Origin of the sequence: Micromonospora sp. TSRI0369, assembly GCF_001905625.1 — a bacterium.
In the GTDB taxonomy this organism is placed as follows: Bacteria; Actinomycetota; Actinomycetes; order Mycobacteriales; family Micromonosporaceae; genus Micromonospora; species Micromonospora echinospora_A.
In genome coordinates, this window is record NZ_LIVU01000001.1 from 1,025,202 (window position 1) to 1,046,959 (window position 21,758).

21 protein-coding genes and 3 pseudogenes are annotated in these 21,758 nt (G+C 70.1%); 14 read left to right on the forward strand and 10 right to left on the reverse strand.

Going from position 1 to position 21,758, the window contains the following annotated elements:
• Positions 1-347: 347 nt before the first annotated feature.
• The 8 genes and pseudogenes from AMK25_RS05005 to AMK25_RS32325 all read left to right on the forward strand — a co-directional run bounded on the left by AMK25_RS05005 (position 348) and on the right by AMK25_RS32325 (position 5,506).
• The gene (locus tag AMK25_RS05005; RefSeq protein WP_143194671.1) at positions 348-692 is read left to right on the forward strand and encodes an SCP2 sterol-binding domain-containing protein; all 345 of its coding nucleotides are present in this window, start codon (positions 348-350) and stop codon (positions 690-692) included.
• Positions 689-2,758: an amylo-alpha-1,6-glucosidase gene (locus AMK25_RS05010; RefSeq protein WP_073826944.1), complete on the forward strand. Its 2,070-nt coding sequence runs from the start codon at positions 689-691 to the stop codon at positions 2,756-2,758. The genes AMK25_RS05005 and AMK25_RS05010 overlap by 4 nt, the downstream gene beginning before the upstream one ends.
• Before the next feature lie 39 nt (positions 2,759-2,797).
• Positions 2,798-3,301, forward strand: a complete 504-nt coding sequence (locus AMK25_RS05015) for a YciE/YciF ferroxidase family protein (RefSeq protein WP_073826945.1) — start codon at positions 2,798-2,800, stop codon at positions 3,299-3,301.
• Positions 3,302-3,454: 153 nt separating this feature from the next.
• A pseudogene (locus tag AMK25_RS32310) lies at positions 3,455-3,679 on the forward strand (magnesium transporter MgtE N-terminal domain-containing protein); the annotation flags it as partial.
• Positions 3,676-3,861: a hypothetical protein gene (locus tag AMK25_RS32315; protein WP_073826947.1), complete on the forward strand. Its 186-nt coding sequence runs from the start codon at positions 3,676-3,678 to the stop codon at positions 3,859-3,861. The pseudogene AMK25_RS32310 and the gene AMK25_RS32315, both read left to right, overlap by 4 nt.
• Before the next feature lie 72 nt (positions 3,862-3,933).
• Complete coding sequence (locus AMK25_RS32320) at positions 3,934-4,221, forward strand: magnesium transporter (RefSeq protein ID WP_073826948.1); 288 nt, start codon at positions 3,934-3,936, stop codon at positions 4,219-4,221.
• 101 nt (positions 4,222-4,322) lie between these two features.
• Complete coding sequence (locus AMK25_RS05035; protein ID WP_198937432.1) at positions 4,323-5,174, forward strand: MFS transporter; 852 nt, start codon at positions 4,323-4,325, stop codon at positions 5,172-5,174.
• Complete coding sequence (locus AMK25_RS32325; RefSeq protein ID WP_198937433.1) at positions 5,105-5,506, forward strand: MFS transporter; 402 nt, start codon at positions 5,105-5,107, stop codon at positions 5,504-5,506. The genes AMK25_RS05035 and AMK25_RS32325 overlap by 70 nt, the downstream gene beginning before the upstream one ends.
• A 330-nt stretch (positions 5,507-5,836) precedes the next feature.
• On the opposite strand, the pseudogene AMK25_RS05045 reads toward AMK25_RS32325, so the two are convergent.
• A pseudogene (locus AMK25_RS05045) lies at positions 5,837-7,228 on the reverse strand (ISNCY family transposase).
• A 1,553-nt stretch (positions 7,229-8,781) separates the two neighbouring features.
• Between AMK25_RS05045 and AMK25_RS05055 the strand changes: the two are divergent.
• On the forward strand, positions 8,782-9,633 hold the full coding sequence (locus AMK25_RS05055; RefSeq protein WP_073826950.1) for a DUF2637 domain-containing protein: 852 nt from the start codon (positions 8,782-8,784) through the stop codon (positions 9,631-9,633).
• A 56-nt stretch (positions 9,634-9,689) separates the two neighbouring features.
• On the opposite strand, the gene AMK25_RS05060 is transcribed toward AMK25_RS05055, so the two are convergent.
• From AMK25_RS05060 to AMK25_RS05075, 4 genes are read right to left on the reverse strand one after another with little or no spacing between them, the layout of a single operon-like run.
• Positions 9,690-10,754: a hypothetical protein gene (locus tag AMK25_RS05060; protein ID WP_073826951.1), complete on the reverse strand. Its 1,065-nt coding sequence runs from the start codon at positions 10,752-10,754 to the stop codon at positions 9,690-9,692.
• Positions 10,754-11,725, reverse strand: a complete 972-nt coding sequence (locus tag AMK25_RS05065) for an ATP-binding protein (RefSeq protein WP_241826234.1) — start codon at positions 11,723-11,725, stop codon at positions 10,754-10,756. The genes AMK25_RS05060 and AMK25_RS05065 overlap by 1 nt, the downstream gene beginning before the upstream one ends.
• Positions 11,670-13,826: an integrase gene (locus tag AMK25_RS05070; protein WP_241826235.1), complete on the reverse strand. Its 2,157-nt coding sequence runs from the start codon at positions 13,824-13,826 to the stop codon at positions 11,670-11,672. Before AMK25_RS05070 ends, AMK25_RS05065 begins: the two co-directional genes overlap by 56 nt.
• A 41-nt stretch (positions 13,827-13,867) precedes the next feature.
• Positions 13,868-14,623: a TnsA-like heteromeric transposase endonuclease subunit gene (locus AMK25_RS05075; protein WP_073826953.1), complete on the reverse strand. Its 756-nt coding sequence runs from the start codon at positions 14,621-14,623 to the stop codon at positions 13,868-13,870.
• Between the two features lie 550 nt (positions 14,624-15,173).
• Between AMK25_RS05075 and AMK25_RS05085 the strand changes: the two genes are divergently transcribed.
• The 5 genes and pseudogenes from AMK25_RS05085 (at position 15,174) to AMK25_RS32940 (ending at position 17,814) form a co-directional block, all read left to right on the forward strand.
• Entirely contained in the window at positions 15,174-16,109 is a 936-nt protein-coding gene (locus tag AMK25_RS05085; protein ID WP_073826955.1) for a replication-relaxation family protein, read from the forward strand.
• A 630-nt stretch (positions 16,110-16,739) separates the two neighbouring features.
• Positions 16,740-16,883, forward strand: coding sequence for a hypothetical protein (locus AMK25_RS32605; protein WP_238432884.1), 144 nt, complete (start codon positions 16,740-16,742; stop codon positions 16,881-16,883).
• 112 nt (positions 16,884-16,995) lie between these two features.
• Positions 16,996-17,346, forward strand: coding sequence for a hypothetical protein (locus AMK25_RS05095; RefSeq protein WP_143194672.1), 351 nt, complete (start codon positions 16,996-16,998; stop codon positions 17,344-17,346).
• A gap of 124 nt (positions 17,347-17,470) precedes the next feature.
• A pseudogene (locus tag AMK25_RS33175) lies at positions 17,471-17,671 on the forward strand (STAS domain-containing protein); the annotation flags it as partial.
• A gap of 14 nt (positions 17,672-17,685) precedes the next feature.
• Positions 17,686-17,814, forward strand: coding sequence for a hypothetical protein (locus AMK25_RS32940; protein WP_274534139.1), 129 nt, complete (start codon positions 17,686-17,688; stop codon positions 17,812-17,814).
• 43 nt (positions 17,815-17,857) lie between these two features.
• On the opposite strand, the gene AMK25_RS05105 is transcribed toward AMK25_RS32940, so the two are convergent.
• The 5 genes from AMK25_RS05105 to AMK25_RS05125 all read right to left on the reverse strand — a co-directional run bounded on the left by AMK25_RS05105 (position 17,858) and on the right by AMK25_RS05125 (position 21,755).
• The gene (locus AMK25_RS05105) at positions 17,858-18,457 is read right to left on the reverse strand and encodes a GNAT family N-acetyltransferase (RefSeq protein WP_241826236.1); all 600 of its coding nucleotides are present in this window, start codon (positions 18,455-18,457) and stop codon (positions 17,858-17,860) included.
• 21 nt (positions 18,458-18,478) lie between these two features.
• The gene (locus AMK25_RS05110; RefSeq protein WP_073826960.1) at positions 18,479-19,969 is read right to left on the reverse strand and encodes an APC family permease; all 1,491 of its coding nucleotides are present in this window, start codon (positions 19,967-19,969) and stop codon (positions 18,479-18,481) included.
• A gap of 61 nt (positions 19,970-20,030) precedes the next feature.
• Positions 20,031-20,762: a GOLPH3/VPS74 family protein gene (locus AMK25_RS05115; protein WP_241826237.1), complete on the reverse strand. Its 732-nt coding sequence runs from the start codon at positions 20,760-20,762 to the stop codon at positions 20,031-20,033.
• Entirely contained in the window at positions 20,759-20,947 is a 189-nt protein-coding gene (locus AMK25_RS05120) for a hypothetical protein (protein ID WP_073826961.1), read from the reverse strand. Before AMK25_RS05120 ends, AMK25_RS05115 begins: the two co-directional genes overlap by 4 nt.
• A 124-nt stretch (positions 20,948-21,071) precedes the next feature.
• A complete protein-coding gene (locus tag AMK25_RS05125) occupies positions 21,072-21,755 on the reverse strand; it encodes a class I SAM-dependent methyltransferase (protein ID WP_073826962.1) in 684 nt (227 codons plus the stop codon).
• Positions 21,756-21,758 lie beyond the last annotated feature (3 nt).

Sequence of the window (21,758 nt, forward strand, 5' to 3'; positions counted from 1 at the left end):
CGCACATCGGGACGTCGCGCTAACGAGCGAATCACCACAGTTACGGGGACCAGAACCCGTACCTCTGTTATGGAGGTCCGGATCTTGCGCCGACGAGAGGCCGCATACGCCGCCTCGCTTCCGCCGGACGTTCCCGTTGACACCGGAGCCAACCAGCGGTGTTGTTGACGGGGCTGAGGCTGACGCCTCGTGTCGTGCGGGTTCGGCGTTCGCCGGGTGGTGGCTCGTGTCGCGCCTACGATGGGAGCATGCCGCCCTCGAGACGGGAACTCACGCGCGAGCGGGAGACGTTCTTCCGGTCTCTGTCGTCTCGGGCGGGGCCGGTGCTTCCCTGCTGGGCCGCCGGCGTGGTGTTGATCAAGGTGGAGGAGGGTGACGGCGGGGAGTTCTGGCGGGTGGCGATGCGTGACCGGGCTGTCGTCGTGGACAGGGGCAGCGAGCCGGCCGATGCCACGGTGGTGCTGTCGGCTGACCTGTTCCACGACTTGATCACCGGCGCTGATCAGTTGATCGCCGCGTTGCTGCGTAACGAGGCGACGGTGGTGGGGGAAGTCGCGCTGTTGTTGGTGTTCAGGCGGTTCTTCCCTTCCGCGCCAGGGTCGGGTGACCCGAGGGACGCGGTCGGTGGCAGTCGTTGGCGGGAGCGGATGAACGAGACCGTCACCCGCAGCACACCAGCGGAGCGGGCATGAAGCCGTTGGTCAACATTCTTGACGGCAACACGTTTCTGGTCAGCGACCGGCAGGGGGATGTCGATCCCTCGCCGGCCTTTCCCACGGGCCTGTTCTCCTACGACACCCGCTTCTTGTCCACCTGGCAGTTGACCATCAACGGTGGCCGGCTCACCGCGTTGTCAGTGGATGACCTGCAGTACTACGAGAGCCGGTTCTTCCTCGTGCCCGGTGAGCCGACCCACTACGTGGACACCGACATCTCCGTGATCCGTCACCGCACGATCGGCGGGAGCTTCGATGAGGATCTCGCGGTGCTCAACGAGGGCAACGAGCCGGCGGAACTGGTGGTCAGGGTCGAGATGGGCGCGGATTTCGCGGACCTGTTCGAGATCAAGAACCCGGCCCGCAAGATGGCGCCGGTCACCGTCACCGTCCGCGACGGCCTGCTGTGTTTCACCTACCGTCGGGGCAACTTCGAACGCCAGACGGTGGTGTCCAGCAGCGTGGCCGGCGATGTCGACGAGCACGGCATGACCTTCCGGATCCAGGTCCCCGCGCACGCGGAGTGGCGCACCCGCTTGCATGTGGCGACGAACATCCTGGGCGCGCAGGGGCGGGACTTCCGGGACAGCCTGCGTCTGCACCGCCCCCGGTCCGCGGCGCAGATCGCCGAGGCGCTGACCAGATGGCTGGACGCCACACCGCGGCTGGTCAGCGACAGCGACACGCTCACGTCCACCTACCGTCGAAGCCTCACGGACCTCGCCGCGTTGCGGTACACCTCGGTCAGCACCGCCACTCACCTGGTCGCCGCTGGCCTGCCGTGGTTCATGACCCTGTTCGGCCGCGACAGCATGTTCACCTGCCTGCAGTCCCTGCCCTTCCTGCCGCGTCTCACGCCGCCGACCATCACCGCGCTGGCACTGGCCCAAGGGTCCCGTTTCGATGACTTCCGCGACGAGGAACCCGGCAAGATCCTGCACGAACTGCGCTACGGAGAGTCAGCGGGCTTCGAAGAACAACCGCACTCGCCCTACTTCGGCTCCGCCGACTCCACCATGCTGTTCGTGATCCTCCTCGACGAGTACCACCGGTGGACCGGCGACGACACGCTTCCGAAACGGTTCGAGATGGAGGCCCGCGCGGCACTCGACTGGATCGACACCTACGGCGACCTGCTCGGCACCGGATACGTGTGGTACCAGACGCGCAACCCCGAGACAGGATTGCAGAATCAGTGCTGGAAGGACTCCTGGGACTCGATCTCCTACGCCGACGGCCGGCTGCCCGGCTTCCCGAGAGCCACCTGCGAGTTGCAGGGGTACGCCTACGACGCGAAGATACGCGGCGCCCGGCTCGCCCGGCTGCTGTGGGACGACCCCGCCTACGCGCAGCGGCTGGAACACGAGGCGGCCGAGCTCAAGGACCGGTTCAACCGCGACTTCTGGATCGGCGACGGACGGTACTACGCCCTGGCCCTGGACGCCGAGGGCGGGCAGGTCGATGCCCTGTCCTCCAACATTGGGCATCTGCTCTGGAGCGGCATCGTCGACCAGCAGCGGGCCGCCGACATCGTCGGCCACCTACTCGGGCCGCGGCTGTTCTCCGGCTGGGGAATCCGCACCCTCGCCACCGGCAACGGCCGCTACAACCACCTCGGATACCACGTCGGGACGGTGTGGCCGTTCGACAACTCGATCATCGCCTGGGGCCTGTGGCGCTACGGGTTCCGGGAGGAAGCCGCCATCGTCTGCCAGGCGATGCTCGACGCCGCCCGATACTTCCAAGGCCGCCTTCCGGAGGCGTTCGCCGGATACGATCGGAAACGAACGAAGTACCCCGTGCAGTACCCCACCGCCTGCAGCCCACAGGCATGGTCCGCCGGAACGCCGCTGCTGCTCATACGGGTGCTACTCGGCCTGCAACCCCACGGTGACCATCTCGTCGTCGACCCGGCGCTTCCCGACAGCATCAAACGCATCGAACTGCTGGACATCCCCGGCCGGTGGGGAGTCGTAGACGCCCTCGGCCGCCGCCGACCGGACACCAACCACAACGAACGAGACAGCAGCTCCCGCAGCTGACAAAACAGCCCGGAAACCCGTCGGAGGAGGGCCAAAAGGATGAAAACCGCCAACGAAATCTTCCTGTTCGAACTGGCGGCGATGCAGGACCTCGAACGGCAAGCTCGCTCCATCCTCGGCCTCCTGATCGGCACCCGCATCCACGACCCCACACTCAAACAAATCATCGAACAGATGGCCAGCGCCAGCGACCGGCACTCCGACAGGATCGACACCTGTCTACAGCACCTCGGCGCGGCGCCCCTGCAGACCCGATCCGGCCCCATACGAGGAGTCCAGGACGACTTCCAGGAATTCCTCCGCGGACCTCACAACGACGCGGTCCGCGACCTGTTCGCCCTCAACGCCGCCCAACGCATCACCAAGCTCGCCATCGCCGGCTACGAACACCTCACCGACTGGGCCACCACCATCGCCGCCGTGACCTGCACCCAGTGCCTCCTCAAGAACCTCGTCGAAAAGACAGAAACCTCCCAACAGCTGAGAAAGCTCAACCAAACCCTCAGCGAACAACTCCTCACCACCACCACCACCACCACCTGAACCCACCTGAACCGGCCCGTTACCTTTTTGATCGTCCCCAGCCGGGGACCCTCGGTCGCTCGGCCCGGTGCGACTTTCTGCCCTCCCCCGGCCGGCGCGGCAGGGGCCGAAACACGTCACGATCGATAGAATCACCGTCTCGACGGTACGGCCGCCGGGGTGCCGTTCCGGCTGCTGGCCAAGGACCGGGCGCTGGCGGTGTTCGAGGAACTCGATCCGGTGGATCAGCAGGCCATCCTTGCCGGGCCGCGGGATCAGGCGTTCCGTGAGCTGGTCGAGGGGATGGACCCGGACGACCGGGCGAGGATGCTGCGCGAGGCGCCGGCCAAGGTCGCCGAGCGGGTCCTGTCGGGGTGTCGGCGAACGAGCGGCAGATGACCGCCGCGCTGCTGGGTTATCCGGCCAGGTCGGTCGGGCAGGTGATGACACCGGAGGTGGTGGAGTTTCCCTGGCAGCCCACGGCCGGACAAGCGCTGCAAGCCGTGCGGTACAGGGGCGCGCAGGCGGAGACCGTCTACGCCCTGCCGGTGGTCGACACAGGTCGCCGCCTGGTCGGGTGACCGGGGTGCGCGACGTGGTGCTCAGCCCGCCCGGGCGGCCGGTGGCCGAGCTGGTCGACACCGGGTGCCGCGGTGATCTGGCGTGAGGCCCGGGTGGCACTGCTGCTCGGCGCGCTGCTGGCTCTGGTGGGCCTGACCGTCGGCGCTCTGGTCGTGGGTGGGAAGATCGCTCTGGTCGTCGGCATGTCCCTGGTGGTCATCTGCGCTCGGGCGGCCACCGTTGGCGCGACCATGCCGCTGCTGGCCAAACAGCTGCGTGTCGACCCGGCGGTGGTGTCCGCCCCGATGGTCACCACCCTCGTCGACGCCACTGGACTGATCATCTATCTCCTCGTCGCGCCCGCCGTGCTCAACCTGTGACGGCCCGCGCGCGACGCCACCGTACCGCGTCGGGCACACTGATCGGCTGTGAGCCCGACAGCGCCGCAACCGGTACCGGAGCACGCTGCCGCGGACCGGCGGTGGTTGACCCCCGGCGTGGCCGGGATCGGCGCGGCGAGCTGCCTGGCCGACGTCGGTCACGAGGTGCCCACCGCGCTGCTGCCGTCGCTGCTGACCTCGACGCTGGGTGCGCCGGCGGCGCTGGGCGTGATCGAGGGCGTGTCCGACGCGGCGCGGCCCGATTCGCCGGCGGCGCCCTCGCCGACGACCCGGCTCGCCGGCGGACGGTTGCCGTCGGCGGGTACACCGCCACGGCGGCGCTGGCGGCCGGCACAGGCGCGGCAACGTCGGTGTGGCAGGTCGGTGCGCTGCGCGCCGAAGCGTGGGCGGCGCGTGGGCTTCGGGTGCCGGCGCGTAACGCGCTGCTGGCCGACATCGTGCCCGCCTCCGCGTACGGGCGGGCCTACGGGTTCGAGCGGATGATGGACAACCTCGGCGCGATCGCCGGGCCGCTGCTGGCCCTGGGCCTGGTCGCCGCGGTCGGCACCCGCTGGGCGATCGGCCTGTCCGTCATCCCCGGCCTGCTGGCAGCAGCGGCGATCGTCTACGCGATCCGCCGTGCTCCGACGGCCGAGCCCCGCCCACGGGTACCGCTGCGGATCCGGGTGCGGCCGGTGCTACGCGGCGACCTGGGCCGGCTACTGGCGGCGGTGGCGGCATTCGAAGTCGGCAACGTCGCCGCGACCCTGCTGATTCTCCGGGCCACCGAACTGCTCAGCCCCGACCGCGGGCTGCGGGCCGCCACCACCGTGGTGCTGGGGATGTACGTCGCGTACAACGTGGCCGCGCGGCGGCCGCGTCAGTGCCCGCCGGTCGTGCCGCCGACCGGCTCGGCCAGCGCGGACCCGTCCTCGTTCTCACCGTCGGCGTAGCCGGGTTCGCCGCCGCGTACGCACTGCTCGCTATCCCCAGCCCGGGCCTGTGGGCGCTGGTGGTGCCGTTTCTGCTCGCCGGTGCCGGTATCGGCGCCGTGGAGACCGCGCAGCACGCGGCGATCGCCGCACTGGCCCCACCGCAACTGCGGGGGTCGGCGTTCGGGGTGTTGGCCACCGTGCAGTCGCTCGGCAACCTCGCGGCCTCCGCCGCCGGCGGCCTGCTGTGGACGGCCGTCTCGCCCACAGCCGCGTTTGGTTACCTGATCGGATGGATGCTGCTCGCGATGGCCGGGCTGCTGCTGGTGGCCCGCCCGCGGAGGCATGCGTAACCCCAACGACCACCGGTCACGCCAGGCGCCAGGAGGGCGGCCTCCCGGAGGGCACGCCGCAGCGTGTCCATCGGCGCTGCCCCCGGACATGCGCCTACCCAGCCGGTACAGCCGACAGGCCAACGCAGGCCCCTGGCCCGGCTGAGGGAACACATCCCGCCCTCAAAGAATATGCTGGGTGAGCGTCCAGGACGCCAGCGTTGTTCGTCTGCAGTCGGTAAGCGAGCGCCAGTCGCAGACGGAGTGTCGGCGGGGTCCGGAACCGGCGACGGTGGACGTACTCGGCCGCGGCGACCTCAGCCGGGGTGGGGTTGGGGCGGGCCGTGGCGATCATCCAGCGGCGAGGGTGCTGATCTTCACCAGGTTGTGGGCCAGGATGCCGTGTCCGCACCAGGTGCGGGTGCGGTCGAGCCCATCGACGTGGCTGCGGGCCCAGCCGTATCGGTGCTTGAGGTGGCTGATGCGTCCCTCGCTGCCGGTGCGCCACTTGACGAGTCGTCGGAAGGCGGGTGTGTGTTCCTGCTGTTGCCGGGCGGCGGGTGGTTTTCCTTTGCGGGGTATGGCGACGGTTCTCACGCCGAGATCGTGTAGGGCCTGGTCGACGGCGGCCTCGCCGTAGCCGCGGTCGGCAGTCGCGGCGCGGGGCGGGGCGGGCGACCGAGCCGCTGGGTGATGCGTTCGATCGCGGGCGCCAGCTGCGGGGCGGGGTTGCCTTGGTCCACCGTGTAGTCCACGACGACGCCGTCGTCATTGTCGACGACCTGGGCTTTGTAGCCGAACTCTACGCGCCGGTTGATGCGCCCCTTGGCGATCGGGCGGGCATCCGGGTCGTGCAGGCTGACCAGGCGGGTCGCGGGCGGGCATGTCACCGGACAGGCGGCGGCGAGTCTGCGTCACCACCTGCCCGGTGCGCGCCAACAGAACCGCCAACTCGTCGGTGGCCCGGCGCAGCCGACCGGCAGCGCGTCCGGTGACCCTGCCCAGGGCTCGCTTACCGTTGCGCAGCACCGCGTGGACGTCACGGGCGGCGTGTTCGGCCAGCCGGACCAGCTCACTGGTCACCCGCGTCACGGTCTGCTGGGCCTGCTCCCGGTTGACAGCGCCCCGCAGGTGCAGCTTCGAGGCCAGCTGCCGAACTTTCCGGCTGGCGCTGCGCCGGCGGTCGCGAAACCGAGTCCGGGTGGCGCCACCGGCGGCCTTGACCCGCGCGACGATCCGGCTCATCTTGCCGATCGCCTTGGCCAGGAGCCCGGAGTCGGTCGGGTACTCAACGTCGGCCGACACCACGGTGGTGTCGGCCCGCACTTTTCCCAACCGGATCAGTTTCTGCTCGTTCGCCTTGACCAGCAACGCCTCGTTCAGCTGCGCGACCACCTCCGCCCCGCACCGGCTGGTGGTCTTCATCAGGGTGGTCGGGTGCGGCACCACAACGTCGATGTCGATGCGGCAGAACCGCCGCCAGGAGATCGAGTCGGCCACCTCCCGGCACAGCGTCTCGTAGCCGAGCTGGTGGCGGTGCTTGAGGAACATCAGCCGCAGATAGGTCTCCACCGGCACGCTCGGGCGACCCAGCCGGGCGTCGAAGTGCTCCCGGAACGGGGCGAAGAACCGCTCGTCGTCCAGCAACTCATCAACCCGCTCCAACTCCGCCGGAAGCCGCAGGCACACCTCCGGCAGCACCGACTCCCACAACGACGGCTGCACGTTGCGCGTACGAAGCATCAGATCCCCTTGCGCCGCCCCGACCTCCCCACCGTGACCAACGACAACGAGGCCAGCGACGCAGCGCGCAACCAGCCTCGTCGATCTATTTTTTCGGGTCGAAGTAGCTAGACGGTGAAGGTGGAGAAGGTGGCCTCGGCGGCGTCGAAGCACGATCCGTCTCGGCCCATCGACTGGCGTACCTTACAGCGGGCGCAGGCGCGGGCGAAGTCGGCCAAAGTGCACTCGCCCTCACTGCTGCGGTCGCTGTGGAAGACCACGTCGGCGACAATGCCGCCACGGCGACGGCGGCCAGGGTTCAACGCCGCCACGAACAGGCCGGCGCCATGGCGCTCGCCCCTCGCTGCGGGTCATCGCCTTGGGCTTCCCCGCGCCCTCGCGGTGGCCGCAGGCGGGCGGAACCTGGAGGGGGCCCGAGGGGGTGCTGGTCCCACCTGCCTGCGGCGGAGCCGCGCGGCAACACGGCTCCTCTGAAGTGGCGTCACGGCTGCGGGATTCGTTACGGCCGCAGGGCCGCGGCCTGAATGGGGCACGTCCGCACTGGTGACAGAGGGGACGACGATCGCAGGATGGTCTCTGCAGTTCAACGCCCGTGACGGCGACGTGACCATCTCGGGGTGGACGGCTCGGCGGTGGTGCCGCGCCGCCGGGACCCCGACGACGGCCGGGGCTTGGCCATCATCGAGGCTGTGGGCCACGCGTGGGGTGTGGACAGCCTCGACGACGGCGGCAAACGCGTCTGGGTCCGCCTGGTGAGACCGCCCGTCCCGCCAGGTGAGTAGCGCTGCCAGGTTTTCCGCCGTGACCACGCGGACGCAGGAGGACTGGAGAGCACTGGGGCGGACCCGATAGCACCCCGGCGGACTGGTAGCAAGACCCGGTGACGATCCGTAGCGAATTGGGGGTTGACTCGACGGGGGTTGTCGAGGCGTACTGGATACACGTTCCCGCAGCGCCGGCCGGCGCGGTCGGCCACACAGCAGCGGGCAGGCACCCCCACAACCGGGGTGCCTGCCGTTGTTCGTATCGACGCCGCGGGGCGTGGAGAGATCGGAGGCCCCACATGAAGGATCGTCTGTCGGCGAGTTGAGCCGCCGCACCACCCCCGGCGCCTCTGCGCCGCTGCCGGTGGTGAGTCCTGATCTTTGTGGCTCGGCTTTGCCGTCCGCCCGATGTCCGCGCGTTGACCGCAGCCGGCTGTGCGGGTTGTGGCGACGCCTGCTTGTCCTGGTGCCTGCCCCTGCGCGGGGTCTGGCGTGTTCGTTGACTCGACCACAGTGACTTTTGTCGTCCCCTGCACACACGAGGGGTCCGCCCGGCCGGGCGTCACCCGGCAGGGTCGCGCCTGCCCGGGAACTGACCGGAGCCAGGCAGGCGCGACCTGGGACGGAACCCTAACCGCGTGAAGCCGAACCCTTCAACCACCTGTTTGGAGCAGAACGTGACCTCACACGACAACCCCCTGGATGCGGCGGCTGCAGTCGCGGCCCGCCTTCACACGACAACGCCGAACGCGGCCGTGCACGCGCCGCCTGAACCCAGGTGGTGGGCCGTTGGCGGCACCTGACCAACGTGACCCCGGCTCACCCGCCCGGGTGGGCGCGGGGCGGGAGCGGTGGGAGAACCGCGCCCAGGTGACGATCATGCTTTTGATCGGCGGCGCTGCCGGCGCGGCGTCGTTCACGCATGTGCATGACGTCGCCGCCGGGCACGGTCAGCCGGGCTGGCTGGCCTGGGCCGACGCGATCGTCCTCGAACTGACCTCGATCGCCGCCGGTCTGGAGTTGCGCCGCAAGCGGCGCCTGGGCAAGAGCGTCGCCTTCCCCGCCACGGTGCTCACTGTGGCGGTGCTGCTGTCCCTGGCAGCGCAGGTGGTGGAGGCGGAGGCGTCGGTGATCGGCTGGATCGCCGCCGCCCTGCCGGCGCTGGGCTTCCTGGCGATGGTGAAGATCGCCCTCGGCCGCGCCGACACCGCCCCACCCCACCCGACCGCCCAGCCCGCGCGTGGATCGGCGCTGACCGTCGACGCGTCGGTCCCGGATACCCGCCCGCCGGTCCCCGTCACCGCCGCCGAGGGCCGGGACTCCGCGACCGCGGTCCCCGTCGTCGCGGACCAGCCTCCGGCGGTCCCGGACCGCCGGGACGACGAGGCGTCGACCGGCGAGGGCGGTCCGGAGGTCGCCGCGCTGGTCCCGGCCGCCCGGACCGCCGCCCGCACCCTCACCGCCGCCGGGACACCGCTGTCCCGCAAGGCCCTCGCCCAACAGCTCCGCGCGGACGGGCACCAGTTGTCCAACGCCACCGCCTCCGCCCTCGTACGCGTCCTACGCGCCGAAACCACCCCGCCAGTACCAGACCTGTCACACCAAGAGGCCTGTCCTGTCTCAGTGAAGTTGCCCCGATGAGTCGGCGCTGGCCTGCGTCGGAGCAGGTTGAGTGAGACAGGTGGCTGAGATCTGTCTCATCGGGCTTGCCCCGGAATCGCGTTTTCCCCGGGGCGTCTCACTGAAGGTGCCCCGGATCGCGGTTTGCTCTGGTCGGGGATCGTGATGGTGCTTGGCTTGGCTCGAGGGCGGGGCTGGCGGCGTTCTCGGGCGACGTAGTCCCGGACGGTGGCGTAGGAGACCTCGGCGTGGTGCTGGTCGACGAGTCGTTCCCAGATGGTTGCGACGGTGACGTCGGGGTCGGAGTCGATCATCTTGTCGATGTGGTGGCGGAGGTCTTTTAGGACGGGGTTCTGTTTCGACTGCGAGCGTTTGCGGGGTGTGTCCTCGCCGGTGAGAGCTCGTATGACAGTGGCGCGGTCGGTGGAGAACTGCGCGGCGAGCCTGCTGGCCAAGACCCCGACGGCTTCGTCGCGGATCTTGGTGAAGAGATCTGCCCTGCTGACGAGGTGCCGGACGGACTTGGTGTCGGCTGGGTGGGCGCGGACGCGGTTGACGTAGTCGCGGACCGTTCCGTAGCCAGCCGTGGTTTGCCGTTCTTGGATGAGGTTCTTCCAGATCGACCAGATGGTGGCGCCGGGGTTGTCGGCGATGAGTTGATCCAGGTAGTCGGTGACGTCTTCGAGGATGGGGTGGTGGTGCGGCCGTCGGTGCCCGAACCGGGCGGTTGTGGGGTCTTGGCCGGTCAGGGCCTTGATGATGGTCGGACGTCGCAGCCCGAAGTGTTTGCTCAGTCGCTGGACGTCCACGTCCTGTTCGGCGGCCTGGCGGATGGCGGTGAATAGGCCAACCTGCTTCTTCACGCGCTGCCGTGATGGCTTGCTGGACGCGGTGGGTTCGAGTGCGGGCATGACGCGGATGAGTTCTTCTTCGGGCCGGCCGGTGACGGCGGCCAGGCGCCAGATCTGGATGGACGCGAGCGGTCCGGGTGGGTCAGCGAGGTAGGCGCGCAGATAGCTGGGACGTAGGTGGTTCGCGATGGCCAGCCGTCGGACGAACGAGTCCGGCATCTCGCTGGGGCGCAGGGAGACCTGGATGGGCAGCCGGCGCGGCCGGTCGATGCTGATGCCTCTGCTTTTCATCAGCCTGGGCGGTTTCCCGTCCGGGCGCTTTCGGCGGCCACGTCGATCTCGATGTCGTCGAGGCTGGCGCGGGTGATGCGTTCGCCGCCCTCGATGATGGCCTGGATGGCGGCGCTGCGGATGAGCCTCAGTAGGCTGCCGATCATCCCGTTGGTGCGTTGGTGCAGGTAGACGTCGAGGCCGGTCAGGGTGCCCTGGGTGTGGGCGTGTAACCGCAGGCTGTCCTCCAGGGTGGCGATCAGGGCCGTCCATTCGTCGCCTCTGGGGAATGCCCCGGTGCGGATCATGCTGAACCGGCCAGCGATCTGCTGCCCGCGGGTGCCGGACAGCAGGCCCTCCCGTTCGACGTTGAGGCCGGCATAGACGAAGGTGGCGGGGATGCGTTCGGAGAAGTACTTGAGGGTGTCGGAGGTTTCCGCGCCGTGGCGGGTGGTCAGGCTGATGTTGTGTATTTCGTCGACGCAGATCAGCCCGGTGCGGGCGTCCAGACAGACGCCGCAGACGGCCTCGATGACGTCGGTGATGTTGGCGCGGGTCGTGACGGGCAGTCCGAGGAAGCGAGCCAGTTCAACGGCCATCATCCGTGGTGTGGCGGCCGGTGGGGTGGCGATGTAGATGACCGGGATGTCCTCCGGTGACTCGGGGCGGCGCCGCCGGTGGATGACCTCCATCGTCTTGCCCAGCTGGGCGAGGCTGGTGGTCTTGCCGGTGCGGGCCACGCCGGACACGATCAGGCCGCAGCGCCCGGAGACGGCACACCGGTTCAGGTAGGACAGCCGCCGCCCTTCGGTGATCACCTTGCGAATGGTGGAGGTGGCCACGACCAGCAGCCGGGCGTGGTGGGCCAGCCTCGCCTCGTCGTAGGCGAACTGCTGGTCACCGTCCAGCCGCTTCCATGCCTGCCGGTCGAGCAGATCAGGGACCACGGGAACGCTGTCGACGTAGCGGCGCCAGCCCTCCAGCGTGGTCAACTGCCGGTGCTGGTCGTCGTCGGGCAGGCCGGCATACGAGCCCGTGGTGGCGGCGCCGGTCGTCGCGGTCACCATCGTTTGCTCGCTTCCTGATACGGGTCGAAGACCCCAGCGGAATCACCTTCGCGACCTGGCCATCGCTCTGGTCCTGGTCGGGTTCATCGGCGGGCGCCGAGGCCGGTGCGGCATCGGAGACGGGTTCGGGCCGAGGTGTGGTGGCCCGGGTGCGGGCGGCGACCCTGCGGTCGCGTTTGGAGGCTCGTGAACCGGTGGCGGGTTGCGGACCTTGGCTGGCGCGGCGTAGCAGGTCCTGCACCGCGGCGGCGATCTCGTCCTCGGTCGCCTTGGGCATCTGCGCGCGGACGTGATCCCAGGCCAGCTCGCCGAATGGGACGCCGTCGCGGCGCAGGTGCTTCCAGAACAGGGTGATCCAGCCCGCCTGCGGATCCCCGTGGTTGCGCAGCCAGACCCTCGACACGTCGTAGGGGTCGTAGTGGACCTCCCACAGGTCTTTGCGGGTGGCGATCCCGGAGGGCTGGCGGCGCAGCGGGTTGAGCGCCTCGGCGTCGTAGGTGCGGTGCTTGAGCTTGACGCCGTAGGCGTTGATCGCCTTCCAGCATGCCGGTAGCAGCTCGATGTAGTCGTCGGCGGACAGAGCGACCGGCACGTAGCCGGCCGATTCGACCAGCGCGGCGTACTTCTCGTTCGGGGTGAACATCCGCCCCGGGGCGGCTGGGTCGCGCAGCCCGTCGTGCGGCCGGTTCTGCCAGGCCGCGACGAGCCACTCGTCCAGCAGTTCCTGCAGCTCCAGCATCGACCACAGCGGCTGGGCTTCGACCTTGCGGCCCCGCCGTTCGGTGTTCGAGCCGGTGTAGCCGGACACGAACTGGGCGAACAGCGTCCCGACCGCCGACATCATCTTCTCGATGTGCGGCTTTTCAGCGGGCGAGCCGGGATGGGTGGGCTGGAAGTTGATGCCCAGCGCCGCGCAGGAGGCCCGGAAGTTGCGGGAGATGAACACCTTGCCCTGGTCGACCACGATCGTGGCCGGCACGATCACCGGCCGCGCCGCGGCGTGTTCCAGGCGTTCGTCGATGGCCAGCAACCGCCGGTGCGGCAGCACCGACCGCGACATCGTCAACGCGTCCGCCCAGCCGGGACGCATCGGCTCCGGGGTCAACGCGCGGGCCAGCAACACGCTGGCGTCCACCGACTTGGTCGTCGGGCGCAGCACCGCCGCGGGCACTGTCCGGGTGGCCACGTCGATCATGCCGGTCAGCTCCACCCGTCTCGGTGTGCCGTCATCCAGCAGCACCAGCACGTCCAGCGGGGTGGAATCGATCTGCACCAGCTCGCCTGGCGCGGCAGCGCTCACCGTGCGAAACGGCCCGTCCGGGCGGCTGTCCTGCGATCGGCGGGTGCGTGCCGAACCCGTGGTGTGCAGCCCGGCGGTCAGCTTGCCCAACAGCCGGTAGAGCGTCGCCCGCGACGGCACCACGACCTGGTCGGCGTCGGGCCGCTGGGCCAGGATTTGGCCGGTGCGCCAGACCAGGAAGCTGGCCGTGCGCGTGGACGCGTCCGTGGCCTCGGCGATCGCCGTCTGCATCGCCTCCACCACCCGCGCATCGGCCCGACCGAACCGCGAGGGCCGCCGCAGCGGACGCTGATCCACCAGCGCCGCCAGGCCGCCTGCCTCGTAACGCTGACGCTGCCGCTTGACCTTGCTGGCGTTCACGGCATGGCCGGCCGCGACCAACTCCTCAGCCTTGGCCCGTTCCCGCTGCGTCAGCGTCGTGACCGCCGGGTCGTAACCGGCCCGCGGACGTGACCCCGCTGGCGCGTCCGGCGCCAGCCCATGGATCACCTCCTGCAGGTGCCGCTCCCACCACAACGCCTCGTCAACCACCTGTTGCGGCAACCGGTGCACGACCGCCGTCGCCGACAGCGCCGGGGCGCGTGACCGCTCACCGAGTACCTCGAAGTCCGCTCTGGCCTGTAGGTCAGCCAGCCGGATCGCCGTCACCTCGGCCTGCTCGTCCGCGACCAGCACCAGCGTCCCGGACACCCCCACCACCGTGTGCACGATCTTGTCGAAGCGCACCCGGTCGCCCGGCCGTAGCACCCCCGGCCGCCGTGCCAGCATCACGACCTCCTCCGTTGTCCCTGCGATACCAGCGTCAACGGACCCAGCAGCGCCGAGCGCAGGTCAACGACCAGCACCTGACGCCACAGCAGGTGATAGAGCACCGGCAACACCAGCAGCCGGTCGCCGACCTGTTCCACCCCGGCAAACAGCGGTGTCGGCTGCGCGAACACCTCCAACAACCGCACGATCAGATCCTCCCGACGCCCGCACCGCGGATGCCGATACCGCGACAACCAGCGCACATTCGCGGCGAACACCCCGTCCAGCGTCCCCACCCGGCGAAACCGCCACCCCACCGCCCCGCACGCGACGGCCGTCGCGGCGAACGCCTCCGCGTCGGCCGGTTCGATCCGGTCATCCGCCCGCACGTCGAGCACCACCCCGACGCCGTCGACCTGACGGGCGAAGTAGTCCGGCAGATGGCGACGAGCCCGTCCAGCGGCGGGCCAGTGCAGCCAGAACGGCTGTGACGAGAACGCTGTCACCTGCGGATCGAAGTCCAGCAACATCACATGGTCGCGTTCCAGCCACGACTCGTACCCGACGTGACGGCCCATCGTGGACGACCACCACCAGCCCGGGAAGTTGCGCTGCCCCCGGTACGACGGAAACGACCTCGCCGGTGCCACGTCCTCGAACCGCACGTTCAAACACTGCGCCAGCGGCCTGCGCCGTACGCCGCCGTCAGCAACCGCGAACTCAAGTTCGACGCCGATCCCGTCCCAGCCGGCAACCGCAACGCCACCGCCCACCAACCCCTCCCCACAACAGGCCGGGGCAACTCTAATGAGACAAACAGCCGGGTCGGAGCAACTTTATTGCGACACGCGCAACTTCATTGAGACGGGACAAGGCCGCATGACCGAACCCCGAGTGTCGGCTTCGGTCAGACCGAGCCGCCGCTGTCAGACCAGCGTCAGCGCCTGTCAGCAGGCCCGCGAGCTGACAGATGCTGACCGGGCCTGCCAATCGCTCCCGCCCGCTGCGGCGGCGGGCGCACCGACCTCACACCCACTCGCACCTGCGACCTTGGAGCAACAACGATGATCACCCCGCACCGGGAACCTCACCAGCGTCACCGGCCCGACTCACACCCACTCTCACCGCACCGTCACGCCGAACCCGGTATGCCCGACGGTGTAGGAGTCAGCGTCGATCTCCGTTCTACCGTCCGTCTTGATCCTGACCCCCAACCTGACCCCCCACAGCCGCTCACAGCCCAGGTCAACCCCGCTGTCACCGGTCTGGGACCGCTCCAGACAGACCCTCCAGTCTCGGGTCTCCCCCCAGGGGCTTGCGCTCATGGGTAAACACCTACCGACCGCCGATCCACTGCTGCGCCTGCAGGCCAGCATCACCGCCCGCGACGACCGCCTCCTGGGCTGGCTCTACGACCACGGCGTGCTCACCACCGACCAGATCGCCGCCGCCCTGTTCCCATCGCTGGACTTCACCCAACGCCGGCTGCGCCGCCTCACCGCCCTGCGGGCAGTCGACCGGTTCCGACCCAACAAGCCTGATGGAGGCTCGCACCCCTACCACTACGTCCTGGACCAGCTCGGCTACGACCACGTCCACGCCCAACGCGGACTCGGCCGGCCACGCCGGGACCAGGCTCGCCGCCGCAAACAGTCCCTGACCTCGCGGCCGGACCTGCCGCACCTGCTCGGCGGCAACCAGGTCTTCATCGACCTCGCCGCCCACGCCCGCACCCACCCCGACACCAGCCTGGTCCGCTGGCAACCCGCATCCGCCTACCACGAACCCGGCACCCTCTACCGCGAAGGCGGCGACCCGCAGATCATCATCGCCGGAGCGACCGGCTTCCCCCGCCCCGACGGCGCCGGGGTGTGGACCGAGCGGGGACGGTCCGTGCCGTTCTTCCTCGAGTACGACACCGGGCTCGAACACCTGCACGTCCTCATCGACAAGGTCATCAAGTACGAGCGGCTGTACACGATGAGCACCTGGGCATGGCCGGTGCTGTTCCACCTCCCCTCCGCACGACGGGAGGCGAACCTGCACCACCGCATCGCCGGCATCGGCCTGGAAACGGTCCTCGCCACCACCACCGCCGAACTGCGCGCCGCACTGCACGCAAGCCCCGCCGAGCAGGTCTGGCAACTGGTCGACCGCAGCGGCCGTCACCGCCTCATCGACATGCCATACACCGACACGCGCCACGACAACGAGTTCCCCACCCACACCGCGCCCGACCAGGAAGACCGGGCCGCCTGATGGGGGCGCGGCGGAGCACACGGCCCGCGCGTACGGGCGGCTCACTCGCGCACACGCCGCCGAACCCGCCCCCGCCCGCCCCAACCCGGGGCAGCCGTCACCGCCCGCCCTGCGGCCCTCACCGAGGCGACCAGGCCGGGTTACGCGCCGGGCGGCAGCGCAGCGGCAGTGCCCGCAAGCTGTCACCGTCTGTCACCGGACGCGATGTTCCGCACCGGGTTTGATGGAACATCAATTCGGCGACAGACCCCGCGACCGCCCTGCCCACCCACACCAGCCGCTTACCGCTGTGAGTCGCTGTGAGTGGCGCACGTCTTCACTTCCGCGGCAACCGGAGTTACAGTCCGCGGCCCTTCACCGACGCCGACCCGCCGCCGTCCGCAGGCTGGGCGATCCGGCGATCGATCGTCAACGAGTTCCTACCACCGCGAAGGAGACGCCCATGGCCCGACACGTCGACCTCACGCCACGAGCCGTCCTGGGAGGGACATGGCCACACGCCGTGACCAGACATCACGCGCGAACGCACCACATCCGTCGCCGCCGACCCCGCCCACGCGGACAACCGACGGAGAGGCCCCGACCGCACACCCCGACACCGAACCTCCGGCTCTGCCGGGAACGCTGTCGATGGCCCGCTACCTGACCGACCCCGACACCGAAACCGAGATCCAAGCCCTCGCCGCCGAAGCCGGCCTCCCCACCGTCGACCAAGCCGCCACCCTCGCCCGCCTGCTCCGCCTGCACCAACCCGCACCGCCACGCGCCGCGTGACCTGCGCCCGCCCGCACCGGGGCGGGCGCAGCCTCCTTCACCCGAACGTCGGCCGAGTGAGCATCCATCGCTGGGGCAACCTGCGCCGTGCGGCGACACTACGATGCGGGTCGTGGACACCCCACGCCGACGCGAGCACGCCTCCTGCCTGCCGCCTGAGCTGCGTGACCAGGAGATCGCGCCCGAGCAGATGTTCGCCGAGCCGTGCTCCGGTTACGGGACCGTCTACGTGCACAAAGGCCGCGACCTGCACCGCCGTATTGTCTGGTTCGCCACATGGGTCGACGAGATCACCGCCGACACCGCCGGCATCGATCAAGTCGAGGGCACCCGCGAGACCGTCCTCGCCTGGGCCCGCTCCCGGCCCGCCGCCGCGCACCTGATGCCCGCCGCCGGCGGGCCGGGGTGGGTGCCGCTGCCCGACACCGACGACGACATCGATCTGCCACCCCTCGCCGATTGACACCGCCGGCTCATTGCTTTCAGACGCCACGCCGACGCGCAGAGTAACCTTCAGGTGTCACCCAGCACCTCGCCGCGCTCGCAACCCCCTCTCCTGCCGGCGGCGGGGTGCGGAGCGAGGGATCATGGACCTGACGATCATCACCAGCGGCGAGGGCCCGCTCGTGCGCCTGAGTCTGACCGGTCGCCTCGGCGCAGACGCCAGCGGACTCGTGTACGACGCCGTGCTCGCCGCGCTGCGCGCCGACACCGTCCGGGACGTCGACCTCGACCTCACCGGCCTCGGCCGCTTCGATGCCGCCGCCACCAGCACGCTGGTGGCCTGCCATCGGCCGTGCACGTGCGCGGCGGCATCGTGCGGCTGGTCAACATCCCGCCCGCCGTGCGGCGGCAACTGTTCACCGCTGGACTGCTCGGTCTGCTCGACGGAGACAGCGGCACCGTGCAGGTCCCGGCCCGGCCTGCGTAGCCGGCGGGGCCGGGACCTGCTGGCGAGGGTCGCGCACTGGGTCCTACGAGATTGTGGGTGGCCGCCACATGGGCCAGAGGGTGGGGCCGTCGGGCAGGGTGATGGGTGTTTGGAGTGTGTAGCCGAGGCGTAGGTACAGGTCGCGGTTGCGTGCGTTGCTGGCTTCGAGGTAGGCGGGTGTGCCGGTGTGGTCGAGCAGGTCGTGGTGGGCGGTGAGCAGGGCGGTGCCGATGCCGGTGCGGTGGCGGGTGGGGTCGACCGCGACGAAGGCGAGGTAGTGGTGGGGTTCGCGGGGGTGGGCGGCTTCGAAGGTGGCGTCGAGCAGGGCGAATCGGTGTGTGTAGATGTCGGTGGCCTGTGCGAGGTCGTAGTCGGCGGATGATGGTGGCTGCGGTTGGGCGCGGTCGTACCAGATGGCGACGGCGGACAGGTCGGTGGTGGTGTCGACGTGGCCGTGTTGCAGGCCGCGGTGCAGCATCAGGGCGAAGTAGCGGTGGTGGACGGTCCGACGGTGGGCGAGGTTGGGGATGAGCCAGTCGCCGACCGGTCCGGGCATGAACGCCTCGGCGAGCACGGTGGTGAGCGCGGCGGCGTCGTCGTGGGTGGCGCGGCGGACGGTCACCGCCGGTGTGGTGGGTGGCACGAGGGACTCCCTGCGCTGGGGCTAGACGGGTTGACGGAGGGCGGGGTCGCGCAGCGGCGCGGCGACGCTGGCCGCGCCGAGGCCGATCGCGGCGTACGCGTCGGGTCGGAGGGTGCGCAGGAGCATTGCCCAGAGCAGGCCGGCGAGGCCGGCGGCGGCGTAGGCGGCGGGGAACGCCCAGCGCAACGGGTTGGTGGCGTCGACGCCGAGGAGGGTGTCGAACTCCTGCAGGGTGACGGCGAGGATCGCGCCGAGGGCGAGGGTAGCGGCGAGCGGGGCGATCCAGGTGCGCCACGGGCTTTCGCTGTGGGCGGTGGTGGCGAAGAATCCGATGACGGCGGCGGAGGTGACGGTCATGAGGATGAGCACGCCGAGTCCGCCGGTGACGGTGATCCAGAAGAACAGGTGCACGATCGGGTCCGCCCCGGCCAGGGCGTATCCGCCGATCACCGCGAGGGCGAGGAGGCTCTGGGTGAGCGAGCCGGCCTTCGGCGCGCCGGTGCGGCGGCTGGTGCGGGCCAGCGCGGTGGGCAGGACGCGTTCGCGGCCGAGGGCGAACAGGTAGCGGGCCACCGTGTGGTGGAAGGAGAGCAGGGCAGCGAAGAGGCTGGTGATGAACAGCAGCCGGCCGATGGTGACGACGGTGTCGCCGAGGTGCGGGGACACGAGGTTGAAGATGAGGTCGGTGCCCTCGGTGCGGGCGGCGGCGACGATCTGGTCGGGTCCGGTGGCGACCGACATGGCCCAGGCGGACAGGCCGTAGAGCAGGCCGGTGACCGCGACAGCGATGTAGGTGGCTCGGGCAACCGTGCGACGGGGGTCCTTGGTCTCCTCGGAGAACACGACGGTGCCTTCGAAGCCGACGAATCCGGTGATCGCGGTGACCAGCGCCGCTCCGATACCGGCGGCGACGATGTGCGACGGGGCGAGCGTGTTGAACGTGAGGCTGCCGTCGGCGGGGCGGGTGAGCATGACGGTGTCGAAGAGCAGGGCGACGGCGCACTCGCCGATGAGCATGACGGCCAGGACCTTGCCGTTGAGGTCGATGCGCAGCACACCGAGCACCGCGACCACGGCCCAGCCCGCCAGGGCGCACACCCACCAGTCGATGTTCAGGCCGTAGCGGGCTTGCAGGAACTGGGCCAAGACCGCGCCGAAGCCGCCGTACAGACCGATCTGCATCGCGTTGTACGCCAGCAGCGCCACGAACGCTGCAGCCACGCCGCTGGGCCGGCCGAGTCCCCGGGCGACATAGGTGTAGAACGCTCCCGCGTTGACGATCCGCCGCGACATCGCCACGTAGCCGACCGCGAACAACGCCAGCACCACGGCCACGAGCAGGTAGGCCACGGGAATGCCGGTCACGCCGGTGACCGCGTAGCCCGTGGTCGCGCCGCCCGCGACCACCGTCAGCGGTGCGGCGGCGGCGATGACGAAGAACACCACAGAGGGAATGCCGAGCCGGCCACGCGCCAGTACGGCTGACACGGTGTCCGGCGGGTTGTGAGTCATGAGGTCTCTTTTCCATCGGGGGTGGAGGGGTGCGTTAGCCGCGCGGGTCGGGCGCGGCGGTTCAGGTGCGATGGGTCAAAACGCTATTCCCGATCGCGGTGCCAAGATCGGCCAGCAGGTCCCGCAGGGCCGGCCAAGCCCCGTCCAGCAGCGCGCGCAGGTGCGCACCGGCGGCGTAGGGGGCGCCGTCGAGGACGTACCGGTCCAAGCCGGTGTGCGCCACCAGCCCGGCGAGGGCCAGGTCGAACGGGTCGAGTTGCTCGTAGCGGCGCAGCTTGAACGACAGGCGCGCGGACGGCCACGCGGCGGTGTTGATGTCGGTGGGCAGGTAGACGACACCGTTGCGCCACAGCCGCCGCGTCTGCTCTGGCCGCACCTTGCCGGCCTGCCACATCCGCTGCGCGACCTGCTCGGCAGCGGTATCCGCGACGAAGGCCAGCCACACCTGGGTGGCGGAGTGCTGCGTCTCCGCCACCAGCCGGTCCAGGATCAGGTGCTGCAAGGCGTCCGCGGGTGGCCGGGCGTCCAGGACCCGCACCTGCCCGCGGTCGAAGGTCACTCGGCCTGCCTCATGCAGCTCCAGCAGCAGCGCGGCGGCCAACCCCAGACCCACACCGGCGGCGTGCAGGCGTGGCCGACCCGTCTGGTCGTCATGGGTGACGAAGAAGAACTCGTCCGCCAGGCGCGCCGGACGCGCCGGTGCCGTCCCGACGACCCGGGCGGGCCGCTCGCCCTCGTCAGGCTGCACATGGCGAGGGAAGTGCTGGTAGGTGGTGTCGTCGGGAGGGTTCACCGGAGGCCGCCTTCGGTGCTCGACTGGTTCTCGACGGCGAGGAGGGTGGCCCAGACGACCGGGTTGCCTGCGGCTGCTTGATCGGCCGGTGCGCCGGCGTCACCAGCTGGGCCGGCGAGGAACCCGCCGCTGTTGTCGGGGCTGGCAGGACCGCGCCCGATGGGGTCGAACGGTTCGTCACCCACCGGTAAGAACCACTTCACTCGTCTCGTCGGCCGCCCTCGGCGGGCGGCGGAGATGGTGCAGCAGGTGTGCGGTGCGGTAGCCGGCGGGTTCGGGAAGGCCGGGGTCCGGCTGGCGGGCAGCGGCTCAGGCATCGGATGCTCCAACGGACTTTTGTGCGTGGACGAGGAGGCAGCAGGTGCCGTCGCCGCCGGTCGGCGCGTTGATTGCCTCGATGTGCAGGCATCGCAGCCCGGCCGCGCGGACGGCGGCCTTCCAGCCCTGCGGGCCGGACAGCCATCGGGCGACGGGCACGTGGCTTCCGTCAGCCAGTCGCATCACGGCTCGGCGTGGGCCGAGCCAAGGCGGGTCGGGCACGGAGAACAACAGCCGGCCGCCGGGACGCAAATGCTGGGCGATCAGCGGCAGGAGCTGCTCGGGCGGGCAGAGGCCGACCGCTCCGAAGATGGAGAAGCAGATGTCCAGCGGACGGGTGCGGGTGAGGAAGGCACGCGCGTCGCCGCAGTGCAACCGGATCGGCAGGTGTCCCCAGCGGGTGCGCGCTCGACTGATCTGTGCGGGTGCGAGGTCCACGCCGATGCAGTGGGCGCCGCGCACGGCCAGTGGGGCGAGGTTGTCGCCGTTGCCGCAGCCGAGTTCGGCAATGGTCAGTCCGCGGATGTCGCCGAACAGCTCGGTGCCGGGGCCGTGGCCGGGGTACTGCGTCCACTCGACCCGGCCGGGTGTCATCGGTCGGTCGTGCGGCAACGCGAGGCGCGCCTGCCGGTCCCACGCCTGCCGGTTGATCGTCGTGGAGATGCTCGCGCGCATGAG

What these genes read in the sequence shown, in the direction of transcription:
- AMK25_RS05010 (WP_073826944.1), top strand. Translation starts at nt 689, where the DNA reads ATGAAGCCGTTGGTCAACATTCTTGACGGCAACACGTTTCTGGTCAGC.
- AMK25_RS05015 (WP_073826945.1), top strand. Translation starts at nt 2,798, where the DNA reads ATGAAAACCGCCAACGAAATCTTCCTGTTCGAACTGGCGGCGATGCAG.
- AMK25_RS32315 (WP_073826947.1), top strand. Translation starts at nt 3,676, where the DNA reads ATGACCGCCGCGCTGCTGGGTTATCCGGCCAGGTCGGTCGGGCAGGTG.
- AMK25_RS05060 (WP_073826951.1), bottom strand. Translation starts at nt 10,754, where the DNA reads ATGAAAAGCAGAGGCATCAGCATCGACCGGCCGCGCCGGCTGCCCATC.
- AMK25_RS05085 (WP_073826955.1), top strand. Translation starts at nt 15,174, where the DNA reads ATGGGTAAACACCTACCGACCGCCGATCCACTGCTGCGCCTGCAGGCC.
- AMK25_RS32605 (WP_238432884.1), top strand. Translation starts at nt 16,740, where the DNA reads ATGGCCCGCTACCTGACCGACCCCGACACCGAAACCGAGATCCAAGCC.
- AMK25_RS05110 (WP_073826960.1), bottom strand. Translation starts at nt 19,969, where the DNA reads ATGACTCACAACCCGCCGGACACCGTGTCAGCCGTACTGGCGCGTGGC.
- AMK25_RS05125 (WP_073826962.1), bottom strand. Translation starts at nt 21,755, where the DNA reads ATGCGCGCGAGCATCTCCACGACGATCAACCGGCAGGCGTGGGACCGG.